This is a genomic window from Streptomyces sp. NPDC058239, from assembly GCF_042882185.1.
In the GTDB taxonomy this organism is placed as follows: Bacteria; Actinomycetota; Actinomycetes; order Streptomycetales; family Streptomycetaceae; genus Streptomyces.
Genome location: NZ_JBHVWS010000007.1, coordinates 25,757 through 41,589, shown reverse-complemented (window position 1 = coordinate 41,589; position 15,833 = coordinate 25,757). Strand labels below are relative to the sequence as shown.

The 15,833-nt window shown below is 71.6% G+C and carries 13 protein-coding genes and 1 pseudogene; 12 read left to right on the top strand and 2 right to left on the bottom strand.

Features of this window, described 5'->3' with window-relative positions:
- The first annotated feature begins 101 nt into the window (after nt 1–101).
- The 6 genes and pseudogenes from ACFVYE_RS11335 to ACFVYE_RS11310 all read left to right on the top strand — a co-directional run.
- Nucleotides 102–878, top strand: a complete 777-nt coding sequence (locus tag ACFVYE_RS11335; RefSeq protein WP_389605171.1) for a hypothetical protein — start codon at nt 102–104, stop codon at nt 876–878.
- The gene (locus ACFVYE_RS11330; protein WP_389605169.1) at nt 875–2,242 is read left to right on the top strand and encodes an ATP-binding protein; all 1,368 of its coding nucleotides are present in this window, start codon (nt 875–877) and stop codon (nt 2,240–2,242) included. The genes ACFVYE_RS11335 and ACFVYE_RS11330 overlap by 4 nt, the downstream gene beginning before the upstream one ends.
- Before the next feature lie 121 nt (nt 2,243–2,363).
- Nucleotides 2,364–3,743 (top strand): FtsW/RodA/SpoVE family cell cycle protein, encoded by a 1,380-nt coding sequence (locus ACFVYE_RS11325; RefSeq protein WP_389605167.1) that lies wholly within the window; start codon nt 2,364–2,366, stop codon nt 3,741–3,743.
- 55 nt (nt 3,744–3,798) lie between these two features.
- Nucleotides 3,799–5,256 carry a peptidoglycan D,D-transpeptidase FtsI family protein gene (locus tag ACFVYE_RS11320; RefSeq protein WP_383959722.1) on the top strand — a complete coding sequence of 486 codons (1,458 nt, stop codon included), beginning with the start codon at nt 3,799–3,801 and terminating at the stop codon, nt 5,254–5,256.
- Between the two features lie 4 nt (nt 5,257–5,260).
- Complete coding sequence (locus ACFVYE_RS11315) at nt 5,261–6,328, top strand: amidase family protein (protein WP_389605165.1); 1,068 nt, start codon at nt 5,261–5,263, stop codon at nt 6,326–6,328.
- Between the two features lie 30 nt (nt 6,329–6,358).
- Nucleotides 6,359–6,490: pseudogene (locus ACFVYE_RS11310) on the top strand (DUF3291 domain-containing protein); the annotation flags it as partial.
- Nucleotides 6,491–6,494: 4 nt separating this feature from the next.
- Here the strand turns inward: ACFVYE_RS11310 and ACFVYE_RS11305 are convergent.
- Nucleotides 6,495–7,391, bottom strand: a complete 897-nt coding sequence (locus tag ACFVYE_RS11305; protein ID WP_389605163.1) for an ADP-ribosylglycohydrolase family protein — start codon at nt 7,389–7,391, stop codon at nt 6,495–6,497.
- Nucleotides 7,392–7,509: 118 nt separating this feature from the next.
- Here ACFVYE_RS11305 and ACFVYE_RS11300 point away from each other — a divergent pair, with 118 nt between their 5' ends.
- Nucleotides 7,510–8,394 (top strand): alpha/beta fold hydrolase, encoded by an 885-nt coding sequence (locus ACFVYE_RS11300; RefSeq protein ID WP_389605161.1) that lies wholly within the window; start codon nt 7,510–7,512, stop codon nt 8,392–8,394.
- Nucleotides 8,395–8,426: 32 nt separating this feature from the next.
- On the opposite strand, the gene ACFVYE_RS11295 is transcribed toward ACFVYE_RS11300, so the two are convergent.
- Nucleotides 8,427–9,557, bottom strand: a complete 1,131-nt coding sequence (locus ACFVYE_RS11295) for a ferritin-like domain-containing protein (RefSeq protein ID WP_383959730.1) — start codon at nt 9,555–9,557, stop codon at nt 8,427–8,429.
- A gap of 180 nt (nt 9,558–9,737) precedes the next feature.
- Between ACFVYE_RS11295 and ACFVYE_RS11290 the strand changes: the two genes are divergently transcribed.
- From ACFVYE_RS11290 to ACFVYE_RS11270, 5 genes are all read left to right on the top strand, one after another.
- Nucleotides 9,738–10,673, top strand: coding sequence for a diiron oxygenase (locus ACFVYE_RS11290; protein ID WP_389605159.1), 936 nt, complete (start codon nt 9,738–9,740; stop codon nt 10,671–10,673).
- A gap of 47 nt (nt 10,674–10,720) precedes the next feature.
- Nucleotides 10,721–11,476 carry a TetR/AcrR family transcriptional regulator gene (locus ACFVYE_RS11285; RefSeq protein ID WP_389605157.1) on the top strand — a complete coding sequence of 252 codons (756 nt, stop codon included), beginning with the start codon at nt 10,721–10,723 and terminating at the stop codon, nt 11,474–11,476.
- A gap of 17 nt (nt 11,477–11,493) precedes the next feature.
- Complete coding sequence (locus ACFVYE_RS11280) at nt 11,494–11,760, top strand: hypothetical protein (protein ID WP_351202691.1); 267 nt, start codon at nt 11,494–11,496, stop codon at nt 11,758–11,760.
- A gap of 81 nt (nt 11,761–11,841) precedes the next feature.
- Entirely contained in the window at nt 11,842–14,388 is a 2,547-nt protein-coding gene (locus tag ACFVYE_RS11275; protein WP_389605155.1) for a PQQ-binding-like beta-propeller repeat protein, read from the top strand.
- 164 nt (nt 14,389–14,552) lie between these two features.
- Nucleotides 14,553–15,728, top strand: coding sequence for an NlpC/P60 family protein (locus ACFVYE_RS11270; RefSeq protein WP_389605153.1), 1,176 nt, complete (start codon nt 14,553–14,555; stop codon nt 15,726–15,728).
- Nucleotides 15,729–15,833 lie beyond the last annotated feature (105 nt).

Sequence of the window (15,833 nt, the reverse complement as noted above, 5' to 3'; positions counted from 1 at the left end):
AGCAGCATTCCAGACAACGCACCAACCGGTACTAAATAAGCAAAAAGGACCTCCTTCCTAATAAGGTCTATGAGGCATGGACCGCGGGAAGGGAGGGTGCCATGCGTCCGCATCGCCGGGTGCAGTACCGCACGGCGGCGGCCCTCGGGGCCGTCGTCGGCGCAGTGCTGCTGGCCGGCTGCGGCACCGGCGGCGGGCTGCGGAGCGCCGGAGCGACCCAGACCGCCATCGGGCCCGCCCGGCTCTGGCCCGAGCTGCCGCCCGCCTCCGCCGCTCCGTACGACTACGGCGAGGGCGAGACCGCACGCATCCCGGGGATCGAGGTGCCGGACGGCGACGTGCACCGTCTGGATCCGGTGGCGGTGGTGCAGGCGGGCCTGAAAGCCCGGCCCAACCGGTCCAGCGGCGCGGCCGACCTCCCCGCCGACACGGTCCGCCACATCGTCGCGTGCCATACCGAGCCGGCTTCCTGTCCGGTGCTGCAGCCGTACTTCCGCGATCTGACGGGCGACGGCAAGGACGAGATGGTGATCGGCGTCCGGTTGCCCGGCCGGCAGCTCTCCGTGCGGGTCTACATGCCGGAGGCGGGCGGGCTGACCCGGATCCTGTCCACCGCGGACGCCGTGATCAGCGTCGAGCTGGCCGGGCGGGATCTGATCATGCGGGTGCCGTCGGCCATCACCGGATACGAGTACCGCACCGCCTGGTCCTGGGACGGCAGGCAGCGCGCGATGCTGCCCACCCAGGACGAGATCCTGCGGATTCCTGCGTCCCGGGTCCCGCAGCCGCACCCCACGACCGCCCGGCCGACTACCGGATCCACCACCGCCGGCCCCACCGCCACACCGTCCGTCGGCGTCTCCGCGGAGCGCCGATGAGGCGGCGCGGGGCCGGCCGGCACGGAACGAGGCGGCGCGGGCTGCGCGCGCCCGCCTGGACCGCGACGCTCACCTGGAAGTCGGCCGTCTTCATCACCGTGATGTGCTGCGCCCTCGCCGCGCTGCTGAGCGTGCTGGTCCACAGCGCGGTGACCCGTCAGACCGTCGACCAGGCCCGCGACAAGGCGCTGTCCCGGCTGGAGGACGTCACCGCCGCGTACGAGACGGGCGAGGCGCTCCCGCCGGGTTCCGGCATCGATCCGCCGGGGCTGCCCGCCTCCCTGCGCGCACTGGCCGCGGGCGGCGACCGCGGCACACTCGTCGCCCGTCACAACGGGCGTCCGGTCATGTGGGCGGCGGCTCCGGCCGACGGCCGTGCGCTGGCCACGGAGGTGGACTACAGCCAGAGCGCCCGCACGATCAACGATCTCGACGGGGCGATCGTCGGCTCCTCCCTGCTGGCCACCGGCGCCACCCTGCTCGTCGGCGCGTTCGCCGTCACCCGGGTCACCCGGCGACTGCACCAGACGGCCCGGGTGGCCGGCCGGATCAGTGCGGGCGACCTCGACGCCCGCGTCGGCGATCCGCGCACGACGGACCCTTCGCGCCCGCAGGACGAGGTGGCGATCGTCGCCGGTGCGCTGGACACGATGGCGTCCACGCTGCAGCGCAAGCTGCTGACCGAGCAGCGGTTCACCGCCGATGTGGCGCACGAGCTCCGCACCCCGCTGACCGGCCTCTCGGCCGCCGCCGAACTGCTGCCACCGGGGCGGCCGTCCGAACTGGTACGGGACCGGGTCCGGACGATGAGGGGGCTGACGGAGGATCTGCTGGAGATCTCCCGGCTGGACGCCCGTACGGAGCAGGTCGATCTCGATGTCCACGAACTGGCGCCGCTCGTCGAACGCGTGGTGCGCGTATCCGGAACGGAGACCGAGATCCGTTCCGGAAGAACCGCCGCAGGGCGACGGCAGGGGCATGTACAGGTCGAGACCGACAAGCGACGCCTGGAGCGGGTGCTGGGCAATCTGATCACCAATGCGCACAAGCACGGCCGCCCCCCGGTGGTACTGACGGTCGACGGGCCGGTGGTGACCGTACGCGATCACGGGCCCGGTTTTCCGGACTATCTGCTGGCCGACGGCCCGCAGCGGTTCCGTACCGAGGGCAGCGGCAAGGGACACGGTCTCGGGCTGACCATCGCCGTCGGGCAGGCCGAGGTGATCGGCGCCGACCTCACCTTCTCCAACGCCCAGGACGGCGGGGCGGTGGCCCGGCTGACGCTCCCCGAGTACGTACGGCTGGACGGCGAGGTGACGGAGAGCCGGGGCGATCCGGAATCCGGACCGCATCACGAGGAGTGAGGGGGCGTCAGCCAGACACGCGCCGACGCCTGCCGCCGGGCAGACCCTGATGAACACGTCTGTGGACATACCCGCTATGACATAAGGGAAATAGACACCACCTCTTGCTACGTTGCGTGGCATGACCGCAACGACGGCGGACGCACCCCCGCCCGATCTACGTCTGCCCAAGCGGCGCGGAGTCGAGCTGCTGCTCCTCGTCGGGGCCGTCCTCATCCCCGTCTACGGCTACGCCGCCGTCGGCCTGGCCAGGAACGACGCGGTCCCGCCCGATGTGGCCGGTTACGGCGCGGGCCTGGGGCTGCTCGCCCTCCTCGCCCATCTCGCGGTCCGCTTCCGTGCCCCGTACGCCGATCCGCTGCTGCTGCCCATCGCCGTACTGCTCAACGGGCTCGGCCTGGTGCTGATCTACCGGCTCGACCTGGAGACCCCGAAGGACCAGGCGGCCCCCACCCAGCTGATCTGGTCCACGCTCGGCGTGGCGCTCTTCATCGCGGTGGTCGTCTTCCTGCGCGACCACCGGGTGCTCCAGCGGTACGCCTATCTCTCGGTCGCCGCCGCCCTGGTCCTGATGATCGTGCCGATCTTCTTCCCCGCGGTGAACGGCGCCAAGATCTGGATCCGGGTCGGCGGATTCTCCTTCCAGCCGGGCGAGTTCGCCAAGATCCTGCTCGCTGTGTTCTTCGCCGCGTATCTCGCCGCGAACCGCAACGCCCTCGCCTACACCGGCCGCGAAATCTGGAAGCTCCAGCTCCCCACCGGCCGGGTACTCGGCCCGATCGTGGCGATCTGGCTGCTCAGCGTCGGTGTGCTGGTCCTGGAACGCGATCTGGGCACCTCGCTGCTCTTCTTCGGCCTCTTCGTGATCATGCTGTACGTGGCGACCGGCCGGACCGGCTGGATCGCGGTGGGTCTGCTGCTCGCCGCCGTCGGCGCGTTCGTCGTCGGCTCCTTCGAACCGCATGTGCACAGCCGGGTCCAGGACTGGCTCGACCCGTTCGCGTCCATCGACGCCGGCCGGGGCCCCAGCCAGCTGGCACAGTCGCTGTTCGCGTTCGCCGCGGGCGGGATGCTCGGCACCGGGCTCGGACTCGGCCACTCCATCCTCATCGGCTTCGCCGCCAAGTCCGACTTCATCCTGGCGACCGCGGGCGAGGAGCTCGGCCTGACCGGACTGACCGCGGTCTTCCTGCTGTACGCACTGCTCGTCGCCCGCGGCTACCGGGCCGGCCTCGCCCTGCGCGACCCCTTCGGGCGGCTGCTTTCGATCGGTCTCGCCTCGATCCTGGCGCTCCAGGTGTTCGTGATCGCGGGCGGGGTGATGGGACTGATCCCGCTGACGGGCATGGCGATGCCGTTCCTCGCCCAGGGCGGCTCGTCCGTCGTCACCAACTGGATCATCGTGGCGCTGCTGATCCGGGTCAGCGACCAGGCCCGCAGGCCCCGTCCCGACCATGTGGAGACCGGAGTCATCGCGCCGATGGCGGAGGACGAGCTGTGATCCCGTCCCCGCGAACCGTGATCCCTCACCCGCCGCGAACCCCGGAGGCCAGGCCGTGATCCGCTACATCCGCCGGGCCGCCGCGCTCTGTCTGCTGCTGCTGGTGGCGCTGCTGCTGAACGCCGCCCGCATCCAGGTCCTCGATGCCGACAGCCTGGACAACAATCCCGCCAACCGCCGCACCACGATCGCCCGTTACAGCCAGCCGCGCGGCAACATCCTGGTCGGCGGCAAGTCCGTCACCGGCACCGAGGACACCGGCGAGCAGCTCAAGTACGAGCGCACGTACAAGAACGGCCCGCTGTACGCACCGGTGACCGGCTACGCCTCGCAGACGTACGGCACGACCCTGATCGAGAACGCCGAGGACGGAATCCTCTCCGGCACCGACTCGATGCTCTCCCCGTTCCCCCTGTGGAACGAGATCACCCGCAGCCGGCAGCCCGGCGGCAATGTCGTCACGACCATCAAGGACTCGATGCAGCGCGCCGCCTACGACGGGCTCGGCGGGCGGCGGGGCGCGGTCGCCGCCGTCGAGCCGTCGACCGGCAGGATCCTGGCGCTGGTATCGACTCCTTCGTACGATCCCGGGCGGCTCTCCGGCACCGGTTCGTCGGTCACCGACGCCTGGCAGCAGCTGAACGCGGCGAAGAGCCAGCCGATGCTCAACCGGGCGATCCGGCAGACCTATCCGCCGGGCTCCGCCTTCAAGATCGTGACGGCGGCGGCCGCCCTCGACTCCGGCGTCGTCACCGACCCCGACGACGAGACCGACACCCCGTCCCCCTATGTTCTGCCGGGTACGTCGACCACGCTCCCCAATGAGGCGGAAGGCTGCGAGAACGCCTCGCTCGCCGAGGCGATCCGGGTCTCCTGCAACACCGTGATGGCGGAGCTGGGGGTACGGGTCGGGCTGAAGGGCATGGTGGACGCGGTGCGGAAGTTCGGCTTCAACGACACCGGGCTGAAGATCCCGTCGGGGGTGGCGAAGAGCAATTTCGACACCGAGATGTCCGACGACCAGCTGGCGCTCTCGTCGATCGGGCAGTTCGACACGACGGCGACACCGCTCCAGATGGCGATGGTGGCTTCGGCCGTGGCGAACGGCGGCGACCTCAAGTACCCGTATCTGGTGGACCGTACGACCACGAGAAGCGGCTCGACCGTCCACCGGAACGGCTCGCACACCTACCACCAGGCGATGAGCCCTCGGACGGCCGTGCAGTTGCGGCGGATGATGGTCGACGTCGTGGAGCAGGGCACGGGGTCCAACGCCGCGATCGACGGGGTGAAGGTCGGTGGCAAGACCGGCACCGCACAGCACGGCATCGACAACTCGGGCAGGCCCTACGCCTGGTTCATCTCCTGGGCGCAGGCGCCGGACTCGGCGCAGCCGGCCGTCGCGGTCGCCGTGGTCGTCGAGGACGCCGCCGCGAACCGGGCCGACATCAGCGGCGGCGGCAGCGCGGCCCCGATCGCCCGTTCCGTCATGCAGGCGGCTCTGGGAAACTGACCGCGTGACGGATGCGGGCGAGGTGGGCCGGGCGCTGGAACGGATCGGGCGGGAGGATCCGCGCCTGTGCGCGTTCATCGAGGTGTGGCCCGAGAGGGCGCTCGCCGTCGAGGAGCAGGCCCGTCAGCTACCGCTGGCCGGTATGCCGTTCGCGGTCAAGGGGCCGGCCGGCATCCGCTCGTACGCGGCCCGGCGACTGGTCGCCGCCGGTGGCGTCCCGGTCGGCGCGACCTCGGTGCCCGGCCCCGGCACGCCCTGGCAGACCTGGGGGCTGGGCGCCCACGGCCGTACGGTCAACCCGTGGCACCCCGAGCGCACGCCCGGCGGCTCCTCGGCGGGCTCGGCGGTGGCGGTCGCTGCGGATCTGGTGGGGCTGGCGACCGGCAGCGACGGGGCGGGGTCGGTACGGATTCCGGCGGCGTGGTGCGGGGTGTTCGGCCTGAAGACGACGAACGGCCTGCTGCCCTCCCCCGACCGGTCCGGGCTCGCTTCCGCCGGGGTGCTGACCCGTTCGGCGGCCCAGGCCCAGACCTATCTGCGCTGTGTCCTGGACAGCTGCGAACCGACGACGGCGGACCTTCCGATCCCCGCTGTCTTCAGCCCCGGTCTGGGGTACGCGGAGGTCGACCCGGAAGTCGAGTCGGTCGTCCGACGCGCGGTGGGCCGGCTCGTGGCAGGCGGGGTGGTGCGGCTCGTGGACCGTACGTGCGAGCTGCTCGACCCGCGAGAGGCATGGCAGGCGGTCCGGAGCGGGGAGCCGTCCCCGGCCGCCACGGAGATCCGCCGCGAGAACGACCTCCGGCTCGACGCCCTGTTCTCCCGAACCCCTCTGCTGCTCACCCCGACCACCCCCAACCGCCCGCACGGCCACGACGGTCCGGGCGATCTCTACTCGACCGCGCTGACCTGGGCGTTCAATCTCAGCGGGCATCCCGCCGCAAGTGTGCCCGCCGGGTTCACGGCGGACGGCTGCCCGGTCGGGCTGCAGTTGGCCGCTGAGCGCGGGGCGGACGTCCCACTGCTCGGAATGGCCCTTGCGGTGGAGAATGCGCTGATCACCGTGCGGCCATGACACCCAGCGACCGACGGGCCGGCCCCGTGATGGGTGCCGGCGGGCGTGCGCCCGACGGTGCGGGACGCCGAGGAGCTCCTGCTCCATCTGCGTGAACACGGGCCCACGGAGCAGGCGTTCACTCTGCGGAAGCCCTTCCCGGCGCCGGCCGCGCAGGGCTGACGGCTCAGTTCAGCGGCTCCCGGCATTGCAGCCACCGTGCGGGCACTCCGTCTACCCCCGTGGCCGCGCCGACGACGCCGCCGGTGATGGCACAGGTCGTGTCGACGTCACCGAAGCCCTCGGCCGTTGCCCAGAGCGCCGCTTCCAGGTCGTCCGGGTGCCGGGCCGCGGTCCACAGGGCGAACGGGACCGTGTCGTCGGCGCGGATGCGCTGTCCGTTGCCCAGCAGATCGGCAGCCTTCCACGGCTCGGTGGCGAAGGGCACGTCCATGGCTCGGCACAGGCCGTCGCGTACGAGCCCTTCGGGGGTACGGTCGGCGACCGCGGCCAGGGTGAACTCGCCGCGGACCGACAGCGCCGCCGCAACCGCGACGGCCACCGCGCCCGCGATGCCCTCCGGGTGTGCGTGGGTGACGGCCGCCTGCAGCGCGGCCTGCTCGGCGGCGTGCGGGATGTCCTCGTGGAAGTGCGCGCCGAGCGGTGCGACCCTCATCGCGGCACCGTTGCCGAGGCTGCCGCCCTCGAAGAGTTCGGGCGCCAGCGTGCGCCAGTCGGCCGGTGAGGTCAGCAGTTCGGGCAGCAGGATGTGCATGCCGTGGCCGTAGCCGCGGGCCGGGTCGGCCTCGAAGGCGAGCGCGAAACAGAGTGCGAGGCGGTCCTGTTCGACCCGGCCGTACTCGTCGATGACGCGCAGCAGGGCGCGGGCCAGGGCGGTGTCGTCGGTCCAGTGCCAGACCGGTTCCTCGGGGGTACGACGCGCCTTGATCTCGTCGAATGCCTGCCGGGGCTCGCGGAAGAGCGGGAACCACCGCTCGCCGAACGCATCGCCCAGGGCCAGTCCTTCAAGGCTTCGGCGGGCGGCTGCGGAGCCTGCGGTGAGGCGCGGGGGCGGAGTCGTCATACGCGCCATCCTTCCGGGACCGGCGGACGGCGTACATCCATTATGGCCCTGGAAAGTGCCCCGTTGCGTCGTGCTGTCGAACGATCTTGAGCCGCTTTTCGCGCCCTACCGTGACTGCATGACCGTTCTTCATGTACGCGACCACGGCGGCCCCGACGACGGTGGCCGGCCGGTCCTTCTTCTGCTCCATGCGGCCTCGCGTTCCCTCGCCGACTGGGACGCCGTCGCCCCGCACCTCACCGCGGGCCACCGGGTGCTCGCCGTGGACCTGCCCGGACACGGCCGCAGCGCCGCCGCGTCATGGTCGTTCGACGTGGTGCTGAGCGACCTGGACGAGACCCTCGCCGCCCTGGGGGTCTCCGGCGCCGTGCTGCCCGTCGGGCATTCGCTGGGCGGGATGGTCGCCGCGCTGTACGCCGCCGAGCGGCCGGACCGGGTGTCGGGGGCGGTGAACCTGGACGGTTTCTGGTGGGGCACGCCCGCGCAGTACCCGGGGCTGGACCCGGACGAGGTGGCGCGGCGGCTGGCCGAGATCGGGGGCCTGGCCCGGGCGTCGGCGGGGCAGCGGATGCCTGCGGAGTACGTGGAGCAGCAGGCGACGTACAGCATGGGGCTGGGCATCCCCTACGAGCGGGCCGCGGCGTCGTTCCGCGCCAGTGCGCGGGGACTCGTCGACGGCGGTTGGCAGTTGTTGCCGGAGCGGGAGTGCGCACTGGAGATGCTGGATGCTCTGGACGCCCTCGATCTGTTCGCGCTGTTCCGCCGTGTCCCCTGCCCGTTGCTGCTGGTCCGGGCCCTGCACCGGGTGGCGCCGACGCCCGGCCCGGAGTGGCTGGACGAGCTGTTGGAGGCTTACGGGCAGGGCCTGGCCCGGGATCTGGCGGAGCTGGCAGAGGAGCGGGCGGGCATCACGGCCCAGGGCATCGGGGCGACACACGCGATGCTGCTGGAAGTGCCGGAGCAGGTGGCCGGGCTGGTGCGGGGATTCGTCTCAAGGCTCTGAGTTCCGGGTCCCCGTCGGACTGCCGTTCGTCCTCAGCCCCCGTCCGTGTCCCCGGACCGGCTCGATTCGCCCTGCGTTATCGCCTCTTCGACCTCGGCGACCCTGGCCTGTTCCTCCGCCGCGAAACGGTCCCGGTCCAGCTGCTCGGCCAGCTCCTCGTCCTGGGCCATCAGCAGGTCGAGGCTGGAGTCGCCGAGCTCGAAGACGCCCATGTCGACGTATGCCTTCTGGAGCCGTTCGCCCCACAGGCCGATGTCCTTGACGCACGGCACTATCCGGCTGAACAGCAGCTTGCGGAAGAGCTGCAGGAACGGTGACTGCTCGGAGAGTTTCTCGGCCTCCTGCTTGCCGATGCCGAAGTTCTCCAGCACCTCGACGCCCCTGAGCCGGTCGCGCATCAGGTAGCAGCCCTCGATGACGAACTCCTCACGTTCGCGCAGTTCGGCGTCGCTCAGCTGCTTGTAGTAGTCGCGAAGCGCCATCCGCCCGAAGGCGACGTGCCGGGCCTCGTCCTGCATGACGTACGCGAGGATCTGCTTGGGCAGCGGCTTGGTCGTCGTGTCGCGGATCATGCCGAACGCGGCCAGGGCGAGGCCCTCTATGAGGACCTGCATGCCGAGGTAGGGCATGTCCCAGCGGGAGTCGCGCAGGGTGTCGCCGAGCAGGCCCTGGAGGTTGTCGTTGATCGGGTAGAGCATCCCGACCTTCTCGTGCAGGAACCGGCTGTAAATCTCCGCATGCCGGGCCTCGTCCATGGTCTGGGTCGCGGAGTAGAACTTCGCGTCCAGGTCGGGGACGGACTCCACGATTCTGGCGGCGCAGACCATGGCGCCCTGCTCACCGTGGAGGAACTGACTGAACTGCCAGGCGGTGTAGTGCTTGCGCAGCTCGCCCCGGTCCTTGTCGGTCATCTTCGCCCAGTGCGGCGTGTCGTACAGGGTGAGGACGTCGTCCGGGGTGCCGAGCGGGTCGGCGGGGTCGACCTCCAGGGACCAGTCGATGCGCTTGTTGCCGTCCCACTGCTTGTCCTTGCCCTTCTGGTAGAGGGCGAGCAGGCGTTCGCGGCCGTCGTCGTAGTCCCAGCTGAAGCGGGCGGCGCCGGAGGCGGGCACCTGCCACAGCGGTGCGTCGGGGGCGGTGGTGTAGAGGTCGTGTGTCGACACGGACGGCTCCTTCTCGCCTTGCGTGCTCCGGTAAGTTCCGTGGTGGTTGCGCCAATTGGCAGGTTCACACGTTGGTAGACGCCGGGTCAACAAGTCGTGCGCAAGGGATTGACGGCCTTGCTGACAGGGAGTCTCATAAGAAGTGACCGCCGGTAACCCATGTGTGAGGTGCCTCCAGCCATGACGACAGTGACCGAACGCGATGTGCAGTTGCTTCGCGATGCACTCGGCCCGCTCCGGGACCGCGAGCAGATCGCCGAGCGGCTGCTCGAATCCTCGGCCAAGCACTCCTTCGATCCGGACAAGGAACTCGACTGGGACTCGGCGATCGAGGACGGCAAGTGGTTCTGGCCGCCCGAACTCGTCTCGCTCTACGACACCCCGCTCTGGCGGAGGATGTCCGAGGAGCAGCGAATGGACCTGGCCAGGCACGAGGCGGCCTCGCTGGCCTCACTGGGCATCTGGTTCGAGATCATCCTCATGCAGCTGCTCGTCCGGCACATCTACGACAAGCGGGTGACCAGCAACCACGTCCGCTACGCGCTCACCGAGATAGCCGACGAGTGCCGGCACTCGATGATGTTCGCCCGCATGATCAAGTGGAGCGGTTCGCCCGACTACCCGGTACCGCGCGTCTATCACAACCTCGCACGCGTACTGAAGACCGTTTCCACCACACCTGGTTCGTTCGCCGCGACCCTGCTCGGCGAGGAGATCCTCGACTGGATGCAGCGGCTGACGTTCCCGGACGAGCGCGTCCAGACGCTGGTGCGCGGTGTGACCCGCATCCATGTCGTCGAGGAGGCACGGCACGTCCGGTACGCCCGCGAGGAACTGCGCCGCCAGATGGTGACCGCCCCGCGCTGGGAGCGCGAGTTCACCCGGGTGAGCTGCGGCGAGGCGGCCCGTGTCTTCTCCGTCTGCTTCATCAACCCGCTGGTGTACGAGAACGTCGGCCTGGACCGCCGTGAGGCCGTCGCCCAGGTGAAGGCGAGCGGCCACCGGGCGGAGATCATGCAGAGTGGCGCGAAGCGGCTGACGGACTTCCTGGACGACATCGGGGTGCTCAACGGGGTGGGACGCAGGCTGTGGAAGAGCTCCGGCCTGCTCGCCTGAGCCGACGCCCCGTTGCCCGTTCGGGCGGAGCGCTTAGGCTTCATGGCATGACCGCTGCCGCGCCGCCGACCCGTGCGTACCGAAGGCTCAGCGTCGAGGAGCGCCGCACCCAGCTCCTCGGCGCGGCGCTCACCCTGTTCGCGCACCGGGCTCCCGACGAGGTCTCGCTCGACGAGGTGGCGACGGTCGCCGGGGTCTCCCGCCCGCTCGTGTACCGCTACTTCCCGGGCGGGCGCCAGCAGTTGTACGAGGCGGCGCTGAGGTCGGCCGCCGAGAAACTGATCCTGTGCTTCAGCGAGCCGCCCGTCGGGCCGCCCACCGAGCGGGTGCTGCGGGTGCTCGACCGTTATCTCGCCTTCGTGGACGAGCACGACGCCGGCTTCAGCGCGCTGCTGCGCGGCGGGAGCGTCGTCGAGACCTCCCGTACGACCGCGATCGTCGACGAGGTGCGGCGGGCGGCGGCCGAGCAGATCCTGCTGCACCTGGGCCGGGGCGGCGCGGATGCGGGGGCCGAGCCCGGGCCACGGCTGCGGATGATGGTGCGCACCTGGATCGCGGCCGTCGAAGCGGCGTCCCTGATATGGCTGGACGAGGGGAAGCAGCCCGCCGCGGCCGATCTGCGCGACTGGCTGGTCGACCAGCTGATCGCGCTGCTGGCCGCGACGGCGGCGACGGACCCGGCGACCGCGTCGGCGGTGGCGGAGCTGCTGCCTCTGGAGAACGCCGCAGGTCCGGCCGGGCGGCTGGCGGAACGGCTGATCCCGGTGATCGGCGGGGCGGCCCATCTGCTGCCCGAGGGCTGATCGGTCAGACTGGGGCGGTGAGAAGCGAGAACACCCCCTTCACCGGCGGACCCCTGGACGGGCGGGTCCTGCCCGTACTCGTCGGCCCGACCGGCCATCCGCCCAAGTGGTACGAGGTCCCGGTGCCGGCCGCCGACGGCGGGCCCGCCACCGTGTACGCGTACCGCCGGGTGCCGGCCGGTCACTCCAAGCGGCTGGGGATTCCGCGGGGCTGGGTGTACGAGTACGCCCCCGAGGGCCGTGAGCGGCACAGCCCCAAGTGGCCCTGGTCGAAGCCGGACTGAGGGTGCGGCACCCGCCGGGCCGGAGGGATCGGTCTAAGATCGACGCTCTGGTGCCGGGCACGGTCAGCAAGGGGGTGCGCCATGGAGGCGCTGCGTCAGGACGATCCACGCCGCATCGGTCCGTACGCCGTGCTGGCGCGGTGCCGCGAGACCGCGAGCGCCGTGCAGTACCTCGCGCACGACACGGCCGCGGACAGAGCCGTGATGGTCACCGCCGCCCGCCCCGAACTCGCCGCGCTCCCCGCCTTCCGGCGCCGCTTCCAGGCGGAGGCCCGCACCGCGGACCGGCTGGCCGGCGGCTGGGTCCAGCCGCAGCTCGACACCCCGGCCGACGACACGGACGACGACCTGCCGTGGACAGCCGGCCCCTACGTACCCGCGATGACGCTCTCCGAGGCGATCGACGTCATGGGGCCGCTTCCCGAGCGTGCCGTGCGGATACTGGGCGCGGGCATCGCCGAGACCCTCTCCCGCGTGCATGCCACCGGGGCCGTGCTCCAGGGCCTGGCTCCCGGGACGGTGCTGCTGGCCGAGGACGGGCCACGGCTCACCGCGTTCGGCCCGCTGGGCGCTGCTGCCGCCGCCGAGGCCCGGCCCGGCGGGCAGCTGTCCGTACGGCTCGGCTATCTCACCCCGGAACAAGTTGCGGGAGAGGAGCCCGGACCGGCCTCGGATCTCTTCGTGCTGGGCCTGCTGCTGGCATACGCGGCGACCGGCACGACCCCGCTCGCCGACGGCCCGGCCGCCGAGGGCGCCGAACGGATCGCCCGCACGGACCCCGAACTCGACGCGGTCCCGGAAATGTTGCGTGACCTGATCGCCCGCTGCCTCGCGAAGGACCCGGCCGACCGGCCGAGTGCGGGAACGGTGGCGGCGGAGCTGGCCCTCGAGGGGGCGGCGGGCCTGGCAAAGGGCGATTGGCTGCCGGAGCAGTTGGCGGCTGCGGTGACGGAACAGGGCGTGAGGGTCCAGGAGTTGGTCTCGGCGGGTCATTCGGTGGATGTGCCGGTCGACGGGCCCGCCGACGAACCTGTGGACGCCACACCGCCGGGCGCACCGGACGCGCCCGGCAGCGAACTCGCCCCTGCCGGGGACACCAGTACCACTCAGCTGGGGAACATCGGGCGTCAAGTCCCGAGGACCGACCGGCCCACGACCCAGCTGTCCGTACCGCGCGAACTCACCGCGCCCCCTGCCGCGCCCGCCGCCGGGCTTCCTGCCGTGCTCCCGCCCGTCGCTGCGCTGCCGCCCCGTCCGCTGCCGGTCCCCGCGGCTCCCGCCCCCTCCCCGGCCGCCCCCTCCTCCCCCGACGTCGGCCGGCGCAGCCTCTTCATCGGACTCGCCGCCGGAGCCGCCGGGCTGGTGATCGGCGGGGGCGGGGGGCTCGCACTCGGGTCCGGTGACGGGGGGACGACGGACGATCCCAAGCCCGCGCCGAGCCGCAGCGGCCCCACCGTCGCGGGACTGCCGCCTCAGCCGCGTTGGGTGTACACGCACCCGGCGACCGAACCGCCGCCGCTCACCGCCGCCCTCTGGAACGACCGGCTGCTGGTGCTGACCAGCGAGAGCGGGGCGGCCGGCATCGATCTGCGTACCGGGCGCCGGGTCTGGGAGAACAAGGACGCCGCCAAGGGGCGGGCCGCGCTGCCGGCCGGGGAGGATCTCTGTTTCGTCGCCGGTCCGTCCGAGTTCCTGTGGCTGTCGCCGAAGGACGGCAAGGTCGCGCACCGGGCGGGATACGCGGACGGATTCACCGGGGCGCCGAACCTCGCGGTGTCGGGGGTCGTCGGCTCGTTCGGACCGGTGGTCTGGTTCACCGGCTCCAACAAGGTCACAGTCAAGGCCCCGGCTCCGAAGAAGGGCAAGAAGCGCGGCAAGGACACCCAGGTCGTCAAGTCGTACCTCTTCGCCTACGACGTCATGCAGCGCAAGGAGCTGTGGCGGACCCCCGTACCCACCGGGCGCGGACCGGCCGCCCCCGTCTACCGGCTGGTCGCTGTCGGGCAGGACGACTTCGTCGTACGTCAGAGCACAGGCACATTGACACCCGGCGACGTGAAGGCCGCCAAGGGCAAAGCCGTCTTCCGGGGCTTCGACCAGAAGGCCGGAAAGCTGCTCTGGAGCAGGTCGTTCGGGACGATCGCACCGGACGGAGCGGCCATGGGTGACGACCGGGGCCTGCTGTACGCGGCGGTGGGCGACGATCTCCAGGCCTTCGAGATCCCCGCAGGCAAGCCGAAGTGGACGCTGAACGGCACCACCGGGACCCCGTACGGGAGCCCCGTCGCCACCGGAACGCTTCTGCACACCACCAACCGCAACCAGGAAGTGGGCGCGGTCGAGCGGGAGACGGGGCGGCTGCGCTGGCGGCGCTCGACGGAGGCGGCACCCGGCACCGCCGCCCCCGCGGTGACGCTCAGCACGACCGGCAGGACGCTGTTGGCCGCGGACGGCGCCCAGGTCACCGCGTTCGCGGCGGAGGACGGGCGACGGCTGTGGAAGTTCCAGGACATCGGGTCGCAGGATCCGAAGGGGCCCACGGTCACCGCTCCGTACCGGGTGCTGGCCGCCGGAAAGACCGCCGTCGTCCAGCGCGACCGGATCTTCTACGCCTTCCCGGTCGCCTGAGCGAAGGCCCAGGAGCCCCCCACCCGCCCGCCGCCTTCCGGGCGAACCCGCCTGCCGCCACACCGCGCGGTTCTTGCATCTCGTGACACCGAGTGACCGTACTTGGTTCCTGCGCTCACTCATGGGGAAGTCCCATGACTCGCCCCGTCACCGGAGGTGATGTCGTGTCAGGCGGAATCCTGCGTGCGGTCTGCACCGCGACCCTGACCACGCTAGTCGCAACCTCGCCGGCAGCCGCCGCACCCGTGGACCCGAGCCCCGCCGCGGGCCCCACCGCGAAGTCGCCCGCCGCCCCCGCGGCCACGAACAAGAGCGTCGCCCAGCTGCTGACCGAGCTGCAGAAGCTGTACCAGCAGGCCGAGGAGGCCACCGAGACGTACAACGGGACCGCGGCGGAGCTGAAGAAGCGCAAGGCGCAGGCGAAAAAGCTCCACGCCTCCCTCGTCGCCGCCCGGATGGCGCTGTCCGACAGCCGCGACGAGGCGGGGCAGCTGGCCCGTGAGCAGTACCAGGGGCAGTCCGACATCTCCTCGTACATGCAGCTCCTGCTGGCCCGTGATCCCGAGCACTTCCTGGACCAGGAGCATGTGGTCCGGCGTGCGGCGGCCGGGCGGGCGGCCACCGTGAAGCGGCTGACCGGCGCCGAGAAGCGCGCCGACGACCTGGCGGCCGAGTCCCGCAAGGTGCTGGACCGGCAGCAGGTCCTGGCCACGAAGCAGAAGAAGCAGCGGGACGCGGTGCAGTCGCGGCTCAAGGCCGTCGAGGCGAGACTGGCCACGCTCTCCGGCTCACAGCTCGCCGAACTGTCCCGGCTGGAACAGCAGGGCATGGCGAAGGCTCAGGGCGCCCTGGCCGCCTCGGGCGCCCTGTCCTCGACCAGGTCGCCGTCCCGGGCGGGCGGCGAGGCGGTGAAGTACGCGATCGGGCAGGTCGGCAAGCCGTATGTGTGGGGCGCGGAGGGGCCGGACTCGTTCGACTGCTCGGGGCTCACCTCGCAGGCCTGGGCGAAGGCCGGCCGCGTCATTCCGCGGACCTCGCAGGAGCAGTGGCGGCAGCTGCCGAAGGTGCCGCTCAACGCACTGCGCCCGGGCGACCTGGTGATCTACTTCCCGAAGGCCACTCATGTGGCGCTGTACATCGGCAACGGCCAGGTGGTGCAGGCGCCCCGGCCGGGCTCGCAGGTGAAGGTCTCGCCGGTGGCATCGAATCCGTTGCTGGGTGCCGTACGGCCGGATCCGCAGGGCGCGCCGTTGTCCGCGTTCAAGCCGCCGCAGCTCCCGCAGGGGGCGTCCTCGGGCTCGGACGCGGGATACAGCTCGTCGTCGGCGCCCGAGGGGTAGGCAGCCGGGGGCCGTGACGTCCGCACATGACAGTCGGGGGGGGGGGCCGGGGGGGGCGCCCGCGGCGGCGGGCCCCAGCGGGGGGGCGGGGGCCGGCGCCGCCCC

Bases quoted from the DNA above. Each gene is read 5' to 3' on its own strand.
- ACFVYE_RS11335 (WP_389605171.1), top strand. From the start codon at position 102: ATGCGTCCGCATCGCCGGGTGCAGTACCGCACGGCGGCGGCCCTCGGG.
- ACFVYE_RS11330 (WP_389605169.1), top strand. From the start codon at position 875: ATGAGGCGGCGCGGGGCCGGCCGGCACGGAACGAGGCGGCGCGGGCTG.
- ACFVYE_RS11325 (WP_389605167.1), top strand. From the start codon at position 2,364: ATGACCGCAACGACGGCGGACGCACCCCCGCCCGATCTACGTCTGCCC.
- ACFVYE_RS11305 (WP_389605163.1), bottom strand. From the start codon at position 7,391: ATGACGACTCCGCCCCCGCGCCTCACCGCAGGCTCCGCAGCCGCCCGC.
- ACFVYE_RS11300 (WP_389605161.1), top strand. From the start codon at position 7,510: ATGACCGTTCTTCATGTACGCGACCACGGCGGCCCCGACGACGGTGGC.
- ACFVYE_RS11290 (WP_389605159.1), top strand. From the start codon at position 9,738: ATGACGACAGTGACCGAACGCGATGTGCAGTTGCTTCGCGATGCACTC.
- ACFVYE_RS11285 (WP_389605157.1), top strand. From the start codon at position 10,721: ATGACCGCTGCCGCGCCGCCGACCCGTGCGTACCGAAGGCTCAGCGTC.
- ACFVYE_RS11275 (WP_389605155.1), top strand. From the start codon at position 11,842: ATGGAGGCGCTGCGTCAGGACGATCCACGCCGCATCGGTCCGTACGCC.